Genomic DNA, 17,660 nt, shown 5'->3' with positions numbered 1-17,660 from the left:
GAGATAGATGACAGATAGTGTGACAACGCAAAAAGCAAAACGCCCATCACAAGGACGGGCGTTTTGCCAAACCAGGCCAGCGATGCTTACTTGCCGTAGACCTGCTCCGGCAGCCAGGTAATCAGCCCGGGGAACATGTAGGCGATTACCAGCAGCAGAATCTGGATCAGGATGAACGGCACGACACCCTTGTAGATGGTGCTGGTGGGAATGCTCGCCGGCGTCACGCCACGCAGGTAGAACAGGGCGAAGCCGAATGGCGGAGTGAGGAAGGACGTCTGCAGGTTCAGTGCGATCATCACGCCGAGCCAGATCGGATCGAGGCCCATGGCCAGCAGCACCGGCCCGACGATCGGTACCACCACGAAGGTGATCTCGATGAAGTCGAGAATGAAGCCGAGCAGGAAGATCACCACCATCACCAGGAAGAACGCACCCAGCACGCCGCCTGGCAGCTGGGCGAACACGTCCTCGATCAATGCCTCGCCACCGAAGCCGCGGAACACCAGGGAGAACAGCGAAGCACCGATCAGGATCATGAAGACCATGGCACTGATTTCGGTGGTGCCGTAGGCCACTTCCTTGAGCTGGCCGAAGTTCAGCTTGCCCTTGCTGAAGGCCAGCAACATGGCGCCCACGGCACCCAATGCAGCAGCCTCGGTAGGCGTGGCATAACCGGCGAGGATCGAGCCCAGCACCGCGCCAATCAGGATCAGCGGCGGAATCAGCGCCTTGCCCAGTTTGCCCCACTCGATCGGACCCAGTTCCTCCTGCGGCAACGCCGGCAGTTTCTTCGGCTGGAAGATGGCAACGGCGATGATGTAGACGATGTACAGGCCAACCAGCAGCAGCCCGGGAATCAGCGCACCGACGAACAGGTCGCCGACCGATACGGTCTTCGGCGAGAAGATGCCCATCTTCAACTGCGCCTGCTGATAGGCGCTGGACATCACATCACCCAGCAACACCAGCACGATCGAAGGTGGAATGATCTGCCCCAGGGTGCCGGTAGCAGCCAGAGTCCCGGTGGAAATGGCCGGATCGTAACCGCGACGCAGCATGGTCGGCAGCGCCAGCAGGCCCATGGTCACCACGGTGGCACCGACGATACCGGTAGAAGCAGCCAGCAGAGCGCCGACCACGCACACGGAAATCGCCAGGCCGCCACGCAGGGTGCCGAACAGGCGCGACATGGACTCGAGCAAGTCCTCGGCCACCCGTGAACGTTCCAGCATCACGCCCATGAACACGAACAACGGCACGGCAAGCATGGTCTGGTTGTTCATGATGCCGAACAGGCGGTTCGGCAGGGCGCTGAGGTAACCGGGGTCGAAGGTGCCCGTGACAACACCGATAGCGGCGAACAGCAGGGAAACGCCGGCCAGGGTGAACGCCACCGGGAAGCCGGCCATCAAGGCCACGCAAATACTGACGAACAGCAGAATCGCCATCAACTCAGCCATGTTTCACCTCCGGAGCCGGCAGGCGACCGCTGAAGACGTAGAGCGCCTTGATCAGATTGGAAATACCTTGCAGTACCAGGCTGATGACCAGCACCAGGATGATGCTTTTCTGCAGATAGACGAACTTGAGGCCGCCGGACTCGCTGGAGGCTTCGAGCGTTGACCAGGCATTGCTGACGTAGTCCCAGCTGGCCCAGCCGAGGAACAGCGCGACCGGCAGCAGGAACAGCAGGTTACCGAAAATCTCCACCAGCGCCTGACGGCGGCCGCTGAACTTCTGGTAGAAGATATCCACGCGCACGTGTCCGTTGCGTTGCAGCACCCAGGCCGCTGCGCCCATGAACACCAGTGCGTGAGCGTAAAGCACCGCTTCCTGCAGGGCTGTCGCACCGATACCGAAACCGTAACGCAGTACCACGACGATGGCGGTACCGATCACCAAAAATACCGTCAGCCAGGCGCAGGCCTTGCCGAATAGGGCGTTGCACGCATCGATGAAGCGTGCCAACCCGAGTAAAGGGGGGAGATTGGGCATGGCAGGACCTTATTTTTATAGCCAAGGGGCTCGGGATTCTAGGGGGCCGCTCAAGAGCGTCGCAACCCGCAATACTACGTACGTAGTCGCTGCGCTTGAGTGATGCTACTGCCTATGATAGTCAGAACGCTCCGAATACTGGCGATCCTGGTGTTCGGGTAATTAGTACAACAACAAGGAGCATTGCATGAAACGTCGCGACATACTCGCCGCAGCGGGCGTAGGCCTTGCAGCAACCGCACTGGCTGGCTGTAAAGAAGATTCCAAGAGCGCCGCAGCACCCCAAGAGGGTTCGAGTGCTCAGACCTTCAACTGGAAAATGGTCACCTCCTGGCCAAAGAACTTCCCGGGCGTCGGCGTCGGGGCCGAGCGCTTCGCCAAGCTGGTCGACGAAATGAGTAACGGCCGCCTGAAGGTCAAGGTGTACGCAGCAGGTGAACTGGTACCGGCACTGGAAGTGTTCGATGCGGTCTCCCGCGGTACCGCCGAGATGGGTCACGGCGCACCGTATTACTGGAAAGGCAAAGTCCCGGCTGCGCAGTTCTTCTGCGCCTCGCCATTCGGCCCCAACGCCCAGGAAATGAACGCCTGGCTGCACCGCGGTGGTGGTCAGCAGCTGTGGGAAGAGGTCTACAAACCATTCGGCGTGCTGCCGATGGCTTGTGGCAACACCGGCGTGCAGACCGCCGGCTGGTTCAACAAGGAAATGAACTCGGTCGACGACTTCAAAGGTCTGAAGATGCGCACCCCAGGCCTGGGCGGCGAAGTGCTGACCAAGATGGGCGGCACCGTGGTCAACATGCCGGCCGGTGAAATCTTCACTGCAATGCAGACTGGCGCCATCGACGCCACCGAGTGGATCGGCCCATACAATGACCTGGCCCTCGGCCTGCACAAAGCAGCCAAGTACTACTACACCCCGGGCTGGCAGGAGCCGAGCGTGCTGTTCGAACTGGACGTCAACATCAAGGCCTGGGAAACCCTGCCGCCAGACCTGCAGGCCATCGTTCGCGCAGCCGCCCGTGACGTCAACGGCGACATGCTCGACGACTACAACGCCAAGAACATGGAAGCCATGGAGCAACTCAAGGCCGACGGCGTGGAAGTTCGCCGCTTGCCGGATGAAGTCCTGGCGCGCCTGAAGGAAGTGGCGGCCGAGGTGGTCGATGCCAGCGCAGCGGCCGACCCGGCAGCAACCAAGGTGTGGGAACACCAGAAGGCCTACCTCAAGCGCCTGTACGAATACGCGGAAAGCAACGAGAAGGACATCTACAACATCCGTGGCTGATTCCCGAGCCACGAAAATGTCGGCATCGCACTGCGAGCCGTTCGCCTAGCCTGGTGAATATCGAAGACCCGGTGAAATCACCGGGTCTTCGGTTTGACCCAAGGCAGGTGACCGGTGTCCGTACCGCTCGCAGCAAATCGAGCGGTTCTCAACTCGATTCGCTGTATGCCAACCCAGCCGCTTCATGCGCGGCCAGTCCCACTTGGCCAACAGACTACGCAGTAGAAGCGATTGCGCCCATTCAGTCAGATGACACCTCGCCTTCACCAGCTCATGGATGTCTCCAGCACTCAACGCGTCAAGTGAGAGCCGTCGCGGATCTGCCCTGATCGCCGACGAAGTGCGCGTCTCGGCCAGCCGCACGCCACAAAGCACGCTGAAAATCCGGGTATGATCGACTGCCTGCAGACACGCCCCGAAGACACATGGATGCGATGCGCCGTTTCATGCCACTGGGCAGGCGAGTCAGGCCAACGCCTCTCGGACCCGCCAGACTCGACGATGACCCAGGTACTCTGCTACGCCAATTTCGCATTCAGTTGGCTGTGTTCTTTCTGGAATGACCTGACCCATGCAGCTCAAACACAAGATAGTCGCACTCAGCGTGCTGCCGTTGCTGCTGGCCGTGGCGGTGGTCTGCGTTCTGGTGTTCTTCCAGAACCAGCGCCTGGGCGAACAACAGGCGCGCCTGATCGAAGACAGCATCCTGACGAGCAAGCGCGTCGAGCTCAAACACTATGTCGAGATGGCCCTGAGCATCATTTCGCCGTTGTACGAAAGCGGCCGCGACGATGCCGAGATCAAACAACAGGTGCTGGGGGTGCTGGCCAGAATCAGCTTCGGCAGCGATGGTTACTTCTTCGTTTATGAAAGCAACGGGCGCAACCTGATGCACCCGCGTCAGGGTGAGCTGGTCGGTCAGGATCTATGGAACATGACCGACCCTCGCGGCCTACTGGTCATTCAAGCCCTGATGCAAAGCGCGCACAACGGCGACGGCTTCCAGCTTTACGCCTGGCAGAAACCATCGACCGGCGAGGTGACCGACAAGCTGGCCTATGTGGTTATGCTCGAGCGCTGGGGCTGGATGCTTGGCACAGGGATTTACCTGGAGGACGTCGACCAGGCGATTGCCCAGGTGCATGACGAGGCCTCCAATGGCATCCACGCCACCATGCTGGCGATTGCCGGTCTGGCCCTGGTCGCGGTGTTACTGGTATTCGTCGGCGGCCTGGCGCTGAACCTCAGCGAGCATCGCCTGGCTGATCGCAAGCTGCAGTTGCTCACCCAACGCATCGTCAACCTGCAGGAAGAGGAACGCTCGCGGGTTTCGCGTGAACTCCACGATGGCATCAGCCAGCTGCTTGCCTCGATCAAGTTCCAGTTCGAATTGGCCAGCCTTGAACTTGCATCAGGCAATGATCAGGGCCTGGAAACGCTATACAAAGGCACCGAGCGGCTAGCAGGTGCTATTGGCGAAGTACGGCGGATTTCTCACGACCTGCACCCCTCGCTGCTCGACACCCTTGGCCTGCCCGCAGCGATTGGTCAGCTGGTTGCCGAGTTCGAGCAACGCAGCGGCCTGCTGATCGACTACAGGAATGACCTGGGCGATATATTACTCACCGATGGGATGGCGGTTGCGCTGTTCAGGATTCTGCAAGAAGCGCTGACCAACATCGAGCGCCATGCGCAGGCGAACACCGTTGCCATTAGCCTCGACGGCAGGGCACGACGGGTACGCTTGCGGGTTCGTGACGACGGCGTCGGTTTCAGCTCCCGGCATTTCGACACCCTCACTGGAGGTATCGGCCTACGCAACATCCGCCAGCGTGTCGAACATTTTGGCGGGCGCTTCGCCCTTACATCACAACCCGGCCACACGGAGCTGATAGTGACGCTGCCGTTGTCAACAACCTAGCCCTCTCGACCGAAGCAACCAAAACAACAAGAGCACGCACGAATGACCGCTGCCATACGAATTGCCCTGATAGATGACCATGCCCTGGTGCGCGAAGGTATTCGAGCACTGCTCGAGGTGGTGCCTCATTTCGAGGTCGTCGGGGAGGCGGGCAGCGGTGCCGAGGCATTCGACCTGATACAGAGCACCCAAGTCGACATCCTGCTAATGGATGTTGGCTTGCGCGATATCAATGGGCTGGAGCTGACCCGACAGTTGCGCGAGCGTTACCCGGCCATAAAGGTGCTAATGCTGAGCATGTATGACAATCAGGAGTATGTGAGCAGCTCGCTGGCGGTTGGCGCCAGTGGCTACGTTCTGAAGGAAGCGCCTTCCCGCGAAATCGTCGCGGCTATCGAAGCCATTGCCGCCGGTGGCAGCTTCTACAGCGGCGATATCGCACGCAAGCTGGTCAAGCCGGCTCCGAGCGAAGAGGAGCTGACGCCGCGCGAACGCGAGGTGCTGCTGATGCTCGCCCAAGGCCTTAACAACAAGGTCATGGCCCGCACCCTGCATATCAGCGTACGCACCGTCGAAACCCATCGCCTGAGCATCAGGCGCAAACTGGCTATCGACAAGCCGGTGGACCTGCTCAAGCACGCCCTGGCCCATGGTTGGGTGCCCTACGACTAGCGGGCCGTCACAACCCCGGGAAATAGCGTGGATACAGCCCTGGAGCGTCTGATCGCTGAGAAGCAGCAATTGACGGCGGGTGGCTCATGCCCTTGTCAGCTCAGGCCAAGGCATTCGTTGCGGTCTCAGCGTCGCGGCGGGACCGGACGAGTGCGGCCACTACCATCGATGGCGACGAACACGAATACCGCTTCGGTGACCTTGCGCCATTCGTTGGACAGCGGATCGTCGCTCCACACCTCGACCATCATCTGAATCGAACTGCGGCCGATCTCCAGTGCCTGGGTGTAGAACGAGAGCTGAGCACCTACCGATACCGGTACCAGAAAGGCCATGCGATCGATGGCGACGGTCGCCACGCGGCCACCTGCAACCTTGCTCGCCATCGCGGTGCCGGCGAGATCCATCTGCGATACCAGCCAGCCACCGTAGATATCACCGAAACCATTGGTCTCGCGCGGCAACGCAGTGATCTGCAGGGCGAGGTCACCCTGGGGAATCGGGTCTTCCTGTTCGTAGTCGTTCATCGGTTCGAGACTCGCGGCGCGGTTGTTGTTCTGGGCGCGGAACCCGCATGGCACACGGGCGCAGCGAGTATACCGACTGTGCAGTCGACGAGCGACCACTCTGGCGAGGCGTAAAACGTCACAGCCCATGCCGGGTCGGGCAAAACGCACGACCGGGCAAACCTCGTTCGGGCAGTATGCCTGCCTCCCAAGGCCTTAAAAAAAACGTAAATCAATGATTTACAAGGTTTTTATAAAAACAAAAAGTCTGGCACGGGTGCTGCAACGTTCCCAGTGGGTGACCGGTCATGCACCGGTTGCAATGCAGAACAAGGAAGAGACGGATATGCCACGAACCCGAGCTATTCGCCTCCAACGCAACAGGAGAATCGCCATGTGGATAGTTGCTCTGGTGCTCGCCACCTTGCTGCTTCTGCTCAGCCTGACGCTCGCCAGCGTTGTACTGATTGGCCAGACCCTGTGCGCGAGCCGCAATACCGCCGAGCTGGAGCTGCCCACGGGCGCTGCGCCCCAGCCTCAGGACCCGAGCAACGCGCAAGACCCCTGGCCTGCCTGGGCCATTACCCACTGATCCATCGAGGAGAAACATCATGCTTAGTTGGGCAGTCACTTTCCTGATCATCGCCATCATCGCTGCAGTATTGGGCTTCGGTGGTATCGCCGGCACTGCTGCAGGTATCGCCAAGATCCTATTCGTGGTGTTCCTGGTGCTGTTCATCGTCTCGTTCGTCATGGGCCGCCGCCCGCGTCTTTAGGGAGAGATAGATGCAGTCGATTCACGCCATTGCTGCCGCCCTGCTGATGGGCGGCGCCCTGGCGGCTCAGGCCGCCGACCGCGACACCAGTTTCCATCCAGGCGAGTTGCTGACCAGCAACGACGAGTACCGCCAAGCCTGGCAGGACCTGGTAAAGGATGAAGAGCGCCTGCCGGACTGGCTGATCAATCTCAGCGGCCTTTCTACCCCCATGCAGGCAGTGGAAGCCGACAGTGATCGCTATCTGGTCGGCCAGATCTGCGAAGCGCACAGATGTTTCGGACAGCGCGCCTATGTCGCCTTCGAATGGGAAGACGACGAAGCCTATGCCCTGTACGTGCAGGTGCCCGATGGTCTGCCCGAGGATCGCGCGCCCAGTGAACACGCCAGCCTGCGCTGGTTGGGCGACCCGGACGAGGAGGTCCAGCAGATGCTGATGGAACAGCTGCGCAGCGATCCAAACTGGTATTGAGTGACGACAGTTTACCGGCTGTCCCATAGATACTGCCGGCACGTTATCATCCCCCGCCATAACGGCATGCCCTCCTTCATCCGGCGCTTCGCGCCACCTTTCCCGCAGGGAGAAGGACACCAAGGAAAGGCGTCGCCGGCCAATCTAGGGGGATTGCAATGCTCAATGGCCTGTGGCTGAGCTTTTTTCTGCTGGGAGCCGCTGCAGCTCTGGCACGCTGGCTGATCGGCGGCGACGCCACGGTGTTCGGCGCCATGGTCGAAAGCCTGTTCGCCATGGCCAAGCTCTCGGTGGAGCTGATGGTGGTGCTGTTCGGCACTCTGACGCTGTGGTTGGGGTTGCTGCGCATCGCCGAGAAGGCTGGACTGGTCGATCTGCTCGCACGCCTTCTGGGCCCCTTGTTCGCCCGCCTGATGCCGGAAGTGCCACGGGGCCATCCGGCGCTCGGACTGATCAGCATGAACTTCGCCGCCAATGGCCTGGGCCTGGACAATGCCGCCACACCCATCGGCCTCAAGGCCATGCGCGCCCTGCAGGATCTCAACCCCAGCGCCACCACGGCGAGCAACGCGCAGATCCTCTTCCTGGTACTCAACACCTCATCGCTGACCCTGCTGCCGGTATCGATCTTCATGTACCGCGTGCAGCAAGGCGCCGAAGATCCCACCCTGGTGTTTCTGCCCATCCTCCTCGCGACCAGCGCCTCGACCCTGGCCGGCCTGCTGGCAGTGTCAGTGATGCAGCGCCTGCGCCTGTGGGACCCGGTAGTGCTGGCCTACCTGATTCCATCCGCGCTGCTGCTGGGCGGCTTCATGGCCTTGCTCGCCGGCATGAGCGCCACGGCCCTGGCGGCGCTGTCATCGCTGCTCGGTAACCTCACCCTGTTCGGCCTGATCCTGCTGTTCCTGGTGGTCGGCGCACTGCGCAAGGTGGCGGTGTACGAGAGCTTCATCGAAGGCGCCAAGGAAGGGTTCGATGTGGCCAAGAGTCTGCTGCCCTATCTGGTCGCCATGCTCTGCGCCATCGGCGTGCTGCGCGCATCCGGCGCGCTGGATTTCGGCCTCGACGGCATTCGCTGGCTGATCGAAGCGCTGGGCTGGGATACCCGTTTCGTCGACGCCCTGCCCACTGCGCTGATGAAACCTTTCTCCGGTGGTGCCGCACGCGCCATGCTGATCGAAACCATGGAGAACTTCGGCGTCGACAGCTTTCCGGCGCTGGTTGCGGCCACGGTGCAGGGCAGTACCGAGACTACCTTCTACGTGCTGGCGGTGTACTTTGGCGCGGTCGGCCTGCAGCGCGCCCGCCATGCCGTGGGCTGCGCCCTGATCGCCGATGCGGCCGGAATCATCGCCGCCATCGGTGTGTGCTACTGGTTCTTCGGCTGATCGTCTTCGCGCTGGGGCGGCTCAATCGGCGCCCAACCCCAGCTTGTCACCCGCCCAGCTCAGCAACGGATCGGTGTGCTGGTATTCACGCAACGCCAGCAGCTTGGGCGCGATGAACGCTTCGAAGTCCTCGGGCTGCTCGAAATACACCCCGGTGAAGATGGTGAACATCGACTTGTTGCCGACCGTGGCATAGAACAGGTTGCCTACCGGCTCACCGTCCTGGGTCAGCAGCTTGAGGCTGGCGCGACTGGCCAGCTTGGTTTCCAGCGGTAGATCCTGCTGCACCAGCCCGCTGTCACGCAGGCCGAACGAGGCGCCGAACGTCTCGGCGTAACTGGTCATCAGCGCATCAGCGGCGCGCGGATAGAGAGAGACACCGCTGTAGAGATAGAACCAGTCGCTGCCCTCGCTCTCGAAACTGAGGTCGATGCTGCGCGCAGCGTAGGTCACCAGCTTCTCGTAGTGCCCTTCGTCCGGCGCCTCGTAAACGGCGAAATCCTCACCGCTGAGCAGCAGGCGGCGTTCCTCGGCAAGTGGCGGTTCGTTGTCGATGCAGCCGCCGAGCGACAGCGCGACGAACAACACCAGCAGCATCCTGAACATGACTATCCTCCCTGAATAAGCGCGGCCAGCTTGCCTGATCCTCGCCTCTGTGGCCAGCCGCAACCCTCGTGGCTGTGCGCAGTACCACAGCCTCCGTGCGCCTGGCGTAAATCGCCACGGCCGCTGGCGACTTCTGCCATTGTCAGCTGGCGGTCGTCTGCCTAGCCTGGCGTCGGTAAAAACCATAATCACAAGGCCCGCTTCTCAAAGGGCCACGTCCGTCGTACCGGCGCTCTTCCGGTATTTGAACGGACCAGGGCGGATATCAGTATCCGCCGGGAGGCAATCATGCGCGTTCTGATCACCGGTGCTGCCGGCTTCATCGGCCATCAGCTGCTCGACGAACTGGCCATCCAGCACCCCGAATGGACACTGATCGCCGCAGACATCCGCCCCCTCGCCAGCCAAGGGCTGAAAGCCAACGTCGAGCCGGTGCTACTGGACATGGGCCGCCCGGCGCAGGTGCGTGCCTGCGTCAGTGGCTGGAAACCGGATGCCATCGTCCATCTGGCCACGGTGATCCGCCCACCACGCGATATGACCGAAGCCCACCTGCACGCCATAGAGGTCGGTGGTACCCAATGCCTGGTCGATAGCGCACTCGCCAACGGTGTGCGCCAACTGGTGCTCACCAGCTCCGGCGCAGCCTATGGCTATGCCGCGGACAATGCCGAATGGATCGACGAAGACCAGCCGCTACGTGGCCACCCGCATTTCGCCTACGCCAAGCACAAACTGGAAATCGAACAACTGTTGGCGCGCTGCCGCGAGCAGCACCCGCAACTGCGTCAACTGGTGCTGCGCCCCGGCACCATCCTTGGCAAACGCCTGAATAACCCGATCAGCGACTTGTTCAAGAAACGCACGGTTCTGGGCGTGCTCGGCCACAGCAGCCGTTTCGTGTTCATCTGGGAGCAGGACGTGGTCGGCATCATCCGCCAGGGCCTGGAAGAGAACCGCGAAGGCATCTACAACCTGGCCGGCGATGGCGCGTTGAGCCTCAAGGAAATCGCCGAGATCCTCGGCAAACCCTACCGGCCGCTACCGGCGCCGCTGCTCAGTGGCGCGCTGCGCCTACTCAAGCCACTGGGGCTGAGCCAGTACGGCCCGGAGCAACTGGATTTTCTGCGCTACCGACCGGTGCTGGCCAATCAGCGGCTGAAGGAGGAGTTCGGCTACCAACCGCGCTATTCAAGCCGCGAAGCCTTCTACGCCTTCCTCGCCGCACAAGGCATCAGCTACCACTCAAGCGAAAGCCAATCTTGAGCGTGACCTGGTAGTGACCCACCTTGCCATTCTCGATATGGCCACGGGTGTCGACGACCTCGAACCAGTCCATGTTGCGCACGCTCTTGGCGCATTCGGCCAAGGCGTTCTCGATGGCCTCCTCGATGCTGGTGCGGGACGAGCCGACGATCTCGATCTTCTTGTAGGTGTGGTGGTTGGACATGTCATTGCTCCACGGTGGCTTTACTACCAGCCTAGACCAGCAGCCAGAGCACGCGCCGAAATGACCTAACCCCGTAGCTCGCGCTCCAGCCAGCGCGCCAGTTGCTGAGCGCGGCCGTCCCGCGCGCGACCAGGCACCCACAACGCCAGGCGCGCCGGAGTTTCGACGAAGCCCCAAGGCGCGACCAGGCGACCAGCGGCCAGGTCGTCGGCTACCAGCATCTGCGGGGCGATAGCCACACCGAGGCCCGCCGCGGCGGCCTCCAGCAGATAGTAGAGATGTTCGAAGCCCTGCCCATGCTGCAGCTTGTGCGAGTCGAGCCCTTGCGCAAGGGCCCATTGCGGCCAGGCCTGGGGGCGCGACGCGGTATGCAGCAGCGGCTCATCCAGCAAAGCGGCCGCGGGCGCCGAACCGAGCTGCTCATAACTGGCGTAGCGTGGGCTCAGCACCGGGCCGATGCGCTCTACACCCAGCTCGTATACCTGCATGTCCACCGGCCAGGGCGGGCTGGCGAAGCACAGGGTGGCATCCACTCCAGGGCGACGCGGGTCCAGTTCGCCCTCGCTGGCGGATAACTGCAGGCGCAGTTCCGGTAACTCGCGATTGAGTCGATCCAGACGTGGGATAAACCAGCGTGCCAGCAGGCTGCCGGGGCAACCGAGGACGAAGGGTGCATCGTCCTGGCGCTGGCGCAGCTCGGCACAGACGCCGCGCAGGCGCTCGAAGGCATCGCTTGCCGCATCACGCAGGCGCATGCCGGCATCGGTGAGTTTCACGCCGCGACCATCCTTGTCGAACAGGCTGACCCCAAGCTGTTCCTCCAACGCACGAATCTGCCGACTGATCGCGCCGTGGGTAACATGCAGCTCCTCGCCCGCACGGCTGACACTCTGGAGGCGTGCGGCGGCTTCAAAAGCGCGCAGGGCGTTCAGCGGGGGCAGTTCTCGGCTCATTGACTTGTGACTTTTACTAACATGTCAGGGCAATCTAATCGCTTTTCAGCCTGTCCGCCAGGGGTAGAATGGCGCCATTGCCAATCCTCCTGTCCGCTTGTGGACAGAGGAGCCCAGACAGGAGCTCGATCATGACCTCATTTCGCACCGGCCCCGACGCTCGCGGCCTGTTCGGCCGCTTCGGCGGTCAATTCGTCGCCGAAACCCTGATGCCGCTGATCAACTCGCTGGCCGCCGAATACGAGAAGGCCAAGAACGATCCGGCCTTCCTCGACGAACTGGCCTACTTCCAGCGCGACTACATCGGCCGCGCCAGCCCGCTGTACTACGCCGAGCGCCTGAGCCAGCACTTCGGCGGGGCGAAGATCTACCTCAAGCGCGAAGACCTCAATCACACCGGCGCGCACAAGATCAACAACTGCATCGGCCAGATCCTCCTGGCCAAGCGCATGGGCAAGCAGCGCATCATCGCCGAGACCGGCGCCGGCATGCACGGCGTGGCTACCGCCACCGTGGCCGCGCGCTTCGGCATGCAGTGCGTGGTGTACATGGGCACCACCGACATCGACCGCCAGCAGGCCAACGTCTTCCGCATGAAGCTGCTCGGCGCCGAGGTGATCCCGGTAACCGCCGGCACCGGCACCCTCAAGGACGCCATGAACGAGGCCCTGCGCGACTGGGTGACCAACGTCCACAACACCTTCTACCTGATCGGCACTGCCGCCGGCCCGCATCCGTACCCGGCCATGGTGCGCGACTTCCAGTCGGTGATCGGCAACGAAGTGCGCGAGCAGATCCTCGAGAAGGAAGGGCGCCTGCCCGATTCGCTGGTGGCCTGCATCGGCGGCGGCTCCAACGCCATCGGCCTGTTCCACCCCTTCCTCGATGACCAAGGCGTGCAGATCGTCGGCGTCGAGGCCGCCGGCCACGGCATCGACACCGGCAAGCATGCGGCGAGCATGGCTGGCGGCGCGCCGGGCGTGCTGCACGGCAATCGCACCTTCCTGCTGCAGGATGACGACGGCCAGATCACCGATGCCCACTCGATTTCCGCCGGCCTCGACTACCCCGGTGTCGGCCCGGAACACGCCTGGTTGCACGAGATCAAGCGCGTCGAATACGTGCCGATCAGCGATGACGAAGCCCTCGCAGCCTTCCACCAGTGCTGCCGCCTGGAAGGCATCATCCCGGCCCTGGAAAGCGCCCACGCGCTGGCCGAAGCCTTCAAACGTGCACCCAAACTGCCCAAGGATCACCTGATGGTGATCAACCTGTCCGGTCGTGGCGACAAGGACATGCAGACCGTGATGCACCACATGCAGGACAACCAGGAGAAGCACGCATGAGCCGCCTGCAAAGCCGTTTTGCCGAACTGAAAGCGGAAAACCGCGCCGCGCTGGTGACCTTCATCACCGCCGGTGACCCCGACTACGCCACCTCGCTGAGTATCCTCAAGGGCCTGCCGGACGCCGGCGCCGACGTCATCGAGCTGGGCATGCCCTTCACCGACCCGATGGCCGATGGCCCGGCTATCCAGCTCGCCAACATTCGCGCGCTGGCCGGCAAGCAGGGCATGCAGCAGACGCTGCAGATGGTTCGTGAATTCCGTGAAGGCAACCAGAGCACGCCGCTGGTGCTGATGGGCTACTACAACCCGATCTTCGTCTACGGCGTGGAGCGTTTCATCGCTGACGCCAAGGCCGCTGGAGTCGACGGGCTGATCGTGGTCGACCTGCCGCCGGAGCATAACGACGAGCTGTGCGAACCGGCGCAGAGCGCAGGCATGGACTTCATCCGCCTGACCACCCCGACCACCGACGACGACCGCCTGCCCACGGTGCTGGCTGGCAGCTCCGGCTTCGTCTACTACGTGTCGGTGGCGGGTGTCACCGGCGCCGGAGCGGCGACCATGGATCACGTCGAAGAGGCAGTGGCGCGCCTGCGTCGCCACACCGACCTGCCCGTATGCATCGGCTTCGGCATCCGCACCCCGGAGCACGCCGCCGAAGTGGCCAAGCGCGCCGAGGGCGCGGTGGTTGGCTCGGCGCTGATCGACAAGATCGCCGCAGCGCAAAGCCCGCAGCAGGCCATCGACGGCGTACTCGGCCTGTGCCGCGAACTGGCCGAAGGAGTGCGTGGCGCGCGGCGCTGATCGTCCTCGATGCAAAGAAAAACCGCTGCACCTGGCGACAGGGCAGCGGTTTTTTCGTTACGGCGCCAGCCGTCTACTCGCCCGCGCGCTTGAGCAACTGCTTGCAACGCTCGGATAGGTGTACCACGCGCAGGTGCTTGCCGGCGCGTTCGTAGCGTTCGCGCAGGGTCTTCAGCGCGGCAATGGCCGAGTAGTCGACGAAGCTCAGGTGGCGGCAGTCCAGGGTCACCTGCTGCGGGTCGTCGGCCGGCTCGAATTGCGCGAGGAAGGTGGTGCAGGAGGCAAAGAACAGGGTGCCGTGCGCGCGGTACAGCTTGCTGCCGTCGGCCTGCATATCGCTGTCGGCATAGAGTTCGCGGGCGTGCTGCCAGGCGAAGTTGAGCGCGGCGATGACGATGCCGCAGAGCACCGCCGTGGCCAGGTCGGTGGCGACGGTGATGGCGGTCACCGCGATGATCACCAGCACATCGTTGGCCGGCACCTTGCCGGCGACGCGCAGCGAACCCCAGGCGAAGGTCTGCTGCGCCACCACGAACATCACACCCACCAGTGCCGCCAGCGGGATACGTTCGATCAGTGGCGAGAGGAACAGCACGAAGAGCAGGATCATCACCCCGGCGACCACCCCGGACAGTCGCCCGCGCCCGCCGGAGCCGAGGTTGATCACGGTCTGGCCGATCATCGCGCAACCGCCCATGCCGCCGAACAGGCCGGAGGTCATGTTGGCCACGCCAAGGGCTACACACTCACGATCCGGGTGGCCGCGGGTGGCGGTGATCTCGTCGGTCAGGTTCAGTGTCAGCAGGGTTTCGAGCAGGCCGACCAGGGCCATCAGCACGGCGTAGGGGGCGATGATGGCGAGGGTTTCCAGGTTCCAGGGGATGTCCGGCAGCTCCAGGCTCGGCAGGCCGCCGGCGATATGCGCCATGTCGCCGAGGGTGTGGGTCGGCAGCTCCAGCAGGTAGACCAGCGCGCCAATACCGAGAATCGCCACCAGGGCAGGCGGCACCGCGCGGGTCAGGCGCGGCAGCAGGTAGACGATGACCATGGTCAGCGCTACCAAGCCGAGCATCAGGTACAGCGCCTTGCCCTGCAGCCAGTGGCCGTCGTGCTGAAAGTGCTCGAGCTGAGCCAGGGCGATGATGATCGCCAGGCCGTTGACGAAGCCCAGCATCACCGGATGCGGCACCATGCGGATCAGCTTGCCCAGGCGCAACAGGCCGAACGCCAGCATGATCAGGCCGCCGAGCAGCACCGTGGCCAGCAGGTACTGCACACCGTGCTGCACCACCAGGGCGACGATCACCACCGCCATCGAGCCGGCTGCGCCGGAGATCATCCCCGGTCGGCCGCCGAACAGCGCGGTGAGGGTACAGATGATGAAGGCGCCATACAGGCCCATCAGTGGATTGACCTGAGCCACCAGGGCGAAGGCGATGCACTCGGGCACCAGGGCGAAGGATGAGGTCAGGCCGGCCAGCAGGTCGGCGCGAAGGCGTGCGGGTTTCATGGCGTCTCGGCAAGCCGGCGGGGCCGGGCGATGGCAGCGGAACGAAAAGGGGCGCGCATGGTAGCGCCTGAGCACCTGTTCGTCATGCCTGAGGTCAGATTCGCCGCAGTTGAAAACACCAGCATCTTCTATAGGGCACACTCATGGCGGCTGTGGGATAAATTCGGCAACCAGCCCCCAGAAAAGGAACCCAGTCATGAACAAGAACCTGCTGATCACTGGTGCCAGCCGCGGCATCGGTCGCGCTACCGCTCTGCTGGCCGCCGCCGGCGGCTGGACGGTCGGAGTTAACTACCGCAGCGACCGCGCTGCCGCCGACGAGGTGGTGGCGCAGATCGAGGCCATGGGGGGCCAGGCCATCGCCCTGCCTGGCGATGTCGCCAATGAGGAGGATGTGCAACGCCTGTTCGCGGCCATGGACAAGTTCGGCCCGCTGCACGGTCTGGTGGTCAATGCCGGTATCGTCGCCTCGCCCATGCCGCTGCTGGAGATGAGCGGCGAGCGCTTGCAACGAATGTTCGACGTCAATGTGCTGGGCAGCTACCTGACTGCTCGCGAAGGCGCCCGGCGCATGGCCCGCAGCCGCGGCGGCGAGGGTGGTTCGATGGTGCTGGTGTCGTCGGTCGCCGCCAGTCTCGGCGCGCCGTTCGAGTACGTCGACTACGCCGGCGCCAAAGGTGCGATGGACGTGCTGACTCGCGGCCTGGCCAAGGAGCTGGGCGGCGAAGGGGTAAGGGTCAACGCCGTGCGCCCGGGCCTGATCGACACCGAGATTCACGCCAGTGGTGGCCAGCCGGACCGTGCCGAGCGCCTGGGCAAGGCGACACCATTAGGCCGCGCCGGGCGTGCCGAGGAAGTCGCCGAGGCCATCGTCTGGCTGCTCGATGACAAGGCCAGCTACACCACTGGCGCGCTGATCGATATCGCCGGCGGGCGTTGAGGCGATACCGAGCCCGGTGCGCTATGCGCACCGCCAGCAATCCAGACGAATTTCCGGGTGCTCAATCCCAGCGCGGCGCAAAGCCCGGGTTGGCGACGCGCTCGCCACGCTCCAGAGCCTCGATTGCAGCCATGTCTTCGGTGCTCAAACGCAGCTCGGCGGCGACCAGGTTGGCGGCCAGATTGTCGCGCTTGGTCGAGGACGGAATCACCGCGTAACCCTGCTGTAGCGACCAGGCCAGGGCCACCTGCGCCGGGCTGACGCCATGGGCAGCGGCGATGCGCTGGATCACTGGCTCGGCCAGCACCTTGCCGTAGGCCAGCGGCATGTACGCAGTCAGATGGATGCCCTGCTGACGGGCGAATTCCACCAATTTGCGATTCTGCAACAGCGGATGGATTTCCACCTGATTGGTGGCGATTTCGTCCACTCCCACGGCTTCGATGGCCTGACGCAAATGAGCGATGGTGAAGTTGGACACACCGATGGCTGCGGTCAGACCCTGACGCTTGGCTTCCAGCAACTCGCCCAGATACTGCGCCACGGGAATCTCATCGTTCGGCGACGGCCAGTGGATCAGCGTCAGATCGACCCGCTCCAGGCCCAGACGCTGCAGGCTTTCCTGCAAGCTGGCGATCACCCGGCCGCTGCCGAGGTTCTCGGTCCAGATCTTGGTGGTGACGAACAACTCGTCGCGCGCCACGTTGCTGGCGGCGATGGCCTGGCCGACCGCGGCCTCGTTGCCGTAGATCTGCGCCGTGTCGATATGCCGGTAACCCAGCTCCAGACCGGTACGCACCGAGTCGATGGCGACCTGATCCTTGAGGCGGAAGGTGCCGAGACCGAAGGGGGGAATGAATTTCATGACGGATGTCCTCATCAGGTCGTGAATGGATGGCCGATCAGCAGACCGACGCTGGAACTGAATGGTTCGGCCTGACTCAGCGGATAAAAGTTGCAGGCCGAAGGCAAAGGGCGGGCCGCAGGCAGGCTTGCTGGGGAGCAGTATCCGCGCCAGACTCATGCGA

The 17,660-nt window shown here is 63.0% G+C and carries 19 protein-coding genes; 11 read left to right on the top strand and 8 right to left on the bottom strand.

Features of this window, described 5'->3' with window-relative positions:
• Positions 1–86: 86 nt before the first annotated feature.
• Together JWV26_RS10735 and JWV26_RS10730 are read right to left on the bottom strand one after the other, a co-directional pair.
• Positions 87–1,463: a TRAP transporter large permease gene (locus JWV26_RS10735; RefSeq protein ID WP_072425089.1), complete on the bottom strand. Its 1,377-nt coding sequence runs from the start codon at positions 1,461–1,463 to the stop codon at positions 87–89.
• On the bottom strand, positions 1,456–1,998 hold the full coding sequence (locus JWV26_RS10730) for a TRAP transporter small permease subunit (RefSeq protein WP_072425090.1): 543 nt from the start codon (positions 1,996–1,998) through the stop codon (positions 1,456–1,458). The genes JWV26_RS10735 and JWV26_RS10730 overlap by 8 nt, the downstream gene beginning before the upstream one ends.
• 187 nt (positions 1,999–2,185) lie before the next feature.
• Between JWV26_RS10730 and JWV26_RS10725 the strand changes: the two genes are divergently transcribed.
• The 3 genes from JWV26_RS10725 (at position 2,186) to JWV26_RS10715 (ending at position 5,879) form a co-directional block, all read left to right on the top strand.
• Entirely contained in the window at positions 2,186–3,286 is a 1,101-nt protein-coding gene (locus JWV26_RS10725; protein ID WP_072425091.1) for a TRAP transporter substrate-binding protein, read from the top strand.
• A gap of 571 nt (positions 3,287–3,857) precedes the next feature.
• Positions 3,858–5,207 (top strand): cache domain-containing protein, encoded by a 1,350-nt coding sequence (locus JWV26_RS10720; protein ID WP_206419033.1) that lies wholly within the window; start codon positions 3,858–3,860, stop codon positions 5,205–5,207.
• 42 nt (positions 5,208–5,249) lie between these two features.
• Positions 5,250–5,879, top strand: a complete 630-nt coding sequence (locus JWV26_RS10715; RefSeq protein WP_072425093.1) for a response regulator — start codon at positions 5,250–5,252, stop codon at positions 5,877–5,879.
• A gap of 125 nt (positions 5,880–6,004) precedes the next feature.
• Here JWV26_RS10715 and JWV26_RS10710 read toward each other — a convergent pair whose 3' ends face one another.
• On the bottom strand, positions 6,005–6,406 hold the full coding sequence (locus JWV26_RS10710) for an acyl-CoA thioesterase (RefSeq protein ID WP_064493685.1): 402 nt from the start codon (positions 6,404–6,406) through the stop codon (positions 6,005–6,007).
• 373 nt (positions 6,407–6,779) lie between these two features.
• On the opposite strand from JWV26_RS10710, the gene JWV26_RS10705 reads away from it, so the two are divergent.
• The 4 genes from JWV26_RS10705 (at position 6,780) to JWV26_RS10690 (ending at position 9,021) form a co-directional block, all read left to right on the top strand.
• On the top strand, positions 6,780–6,977 hold the full coding sequence (locus JWV26_RS10705) for a hypothetical protein (RefSeq protein ID WP_072425094.1): 198 nt from the start codon (positions 6,780–6,782) through the stop codon (positions 6,975–6,977).
• A gap of 19 nt (positions 6,978–6,996) precedes the next feature.
• Positions 6,997–7,161 (top strand): DUF1328 domain-containing protein, encoded by a 165-nt coding sequence (locus JWV26_RS10700; RefSeq protein ID WP_017676339.1) that lies wholly within the window; start codon positions 6,997–6,999, stop codon positions 7,159–7,161.
• Between the two features lie 10 nt (positions 7,162–7,171).
• The gene (locus JWV26_RS10695; protein ID WP_072425095.1) at positions 7,172–7,633 is read left to right on the top strand and encodes an inhibitor of vertebrate lysozyme family protein; all 462 of its coding nucleotides are present in this window, start codon (positions 7,172–7,174) and stop codon (positions 7,631–7,633) included.
• A 158-nt stretch (positions 7,634–7,791) separates the two neighbouring features.
• Positions 7,792–9,021 carry a nucleoside recognition domain-containing protein gene (locus JWV26_RS10690; RefSeq protein WP_072425096.1) on the top strand — a complete coding sequence of 410 codons (1,230 nt, stop codon included), beginning with the start codon at positions 7,792–7,794 and terminating at the stop codon, positions 9,019–9,021.
• Between the two features lie 21 nt (positions 9,022–9,042).
• Here the strand turns inward: JWV26_RS10690 and JWV26_RS10685 are convergent, their stop codons facing one another.
• Positions 9,043–9,627 (bottom strand): hypothetical protein, encoded by a 585-nt coding sequence (locus JWV26_RS10685; protein ID WP_072425097.1) that lies wholly within the window; start codon positions 9,625–9,627, stop codon positions 9,043–9,045.
• Between the two features lie 288 nt (positions 9,628–9,915).
• On the opposite strand from JWV26_RS10685, the gene JWV26_RS10680 reads away from it, so the two are divergent.
• Positions 9,916–10,893, top strand: a complete 978-nt coding sequence (locus JWV26_RS10680) for an SDR family oxidoreductase (protein ID WP_206419032.1) — start codon at positions 9,916–9,918, stop codon at positions 10,891–10,893.
• Here the strand turns inward: JWV26_RS10680 and JWV26_RS10675 are convergent.
• Both JWV26_RS10675 and JWV26_RS10670 read right to left on the bottom strand, forming a co-directional pair.
• A complete protein-coding gene (locus tag JWV26_RS10675; protein WP_017676334.1) occupies positions 10,862–11,077 on the bottom strand; it encodes a dodecin in 216 nt (71 codons plus the stop codon). The two genes, JWV26_RS10680 and JWV26_RS10675, sit on opposite strands and share 32 nt — an antisense overlap.
• Positions 11,078–11,142: 65 nt before the next feature.
• A complete protein-coding gene (locus JWV26_RS10670; protein WP_072425099.1) occupies positions 11,143–12,030 on the bottom strand; it encodes a LysR family transcriptional regulator in 888 nt (295 codons plus the stop codon).
• Between the two features lie 131 nt (positions 12,031–12,161).
• Between JWV26_RS10670 and trpB the strand changes: the two genes are divergently transcribed.
• On the top strand, positions 12,162–13,376 hold the full coding sequence (gene trpB, locus JWV26_RS10665; RefSeq protein ID WP_072425100.1) for a tryptophan synthase subunit beta: 1,215 nt from the start codon (positions 12,162–12,164) through the stop codon (positions 13,374–13,376).
• Positions 13,373–14,182 carry a tryptophan synthase subunit alpha gene (gene trpA / locus JWV26_RS10660; protein WP_072425101.1) on the top strand — a complete coding sequence of 270 codons (810 nt, stop codon included), beginning with the start codon at positions 13,373–13,375 and terminating at the stop codon, positions 14,180–14,182. The genes trpB and trpA overlap by 4 nt, the downstream gene beginning before the upstream one ends.
• A 73-nt stretch (positions 14,183–14,255) precedes the next feature.
• Here the strand turns inward: trpA and JWV26_RS10655 are convergent, their stop codons facing one another.
• Positions 14,256–15,692 carry a SulP family inorganic anion transporter gene (locus JWV26_RS10655; protein ID WP_206419031.1) on the bottom strand — a complete coding sequence of 479 codons (1,437 nt, stop codon included), beginning with the start codon at positions 15,690–15,692 and terminating at the stop codon, positions 14,256–14,258.
• A 196-nt stretch (positions 15,693–15,888) separates the two neighbouring features.
• Between JWV26_RS10655 and JWV26_RS10650 the strand changes: the two genes are divergently transcribed.
• Positions 15,889–16,632 (top strand): SDR family oxidoreductase, encoded by a 744-nt coding sequence (locus JWV26_RS10650; RefSeq protein ID WP_206419030.1) that lies wholly within the window; start codon positions 15,889–15,891, stop codon positions 16,630–16,632.
• Positions 16,633–16,693: 61 nt separating this feature from the next.
• Here the strand turns inward: JWV26_RS10650 and dkgB are convergent, their stop codons facing one another.
• Positions 16,694–17,497, bottom strand: coding sequence for a 2,5-didehydrogluconate reductase DkgB (gene dkgB / locus JWV26_RS10645; protein ID WP_072425104.1), 804 nt, complete (start codon positions 17,495–17,497; stop codon positions 16,694–16,696).
• Positions 17,498–17,660: the final 163 nt, after the last annotated feature.

Source organism: Ectopseudomonas toyotomiensis, assembly GCF_017167985.1.
Classification (GTDB): domain Bacteria; phylum Pseudomonadota; class Gammaproteobacteria; order Pseudomonadales; family Pseudomonadaceae; genus Aquipseudomonas; species Aquipseudomonas toyotomiensis.
Note: the sequence above shows the minus strand (reverse complement) of the source record. Positions and strands in the feature narration are given on the sequence as shown.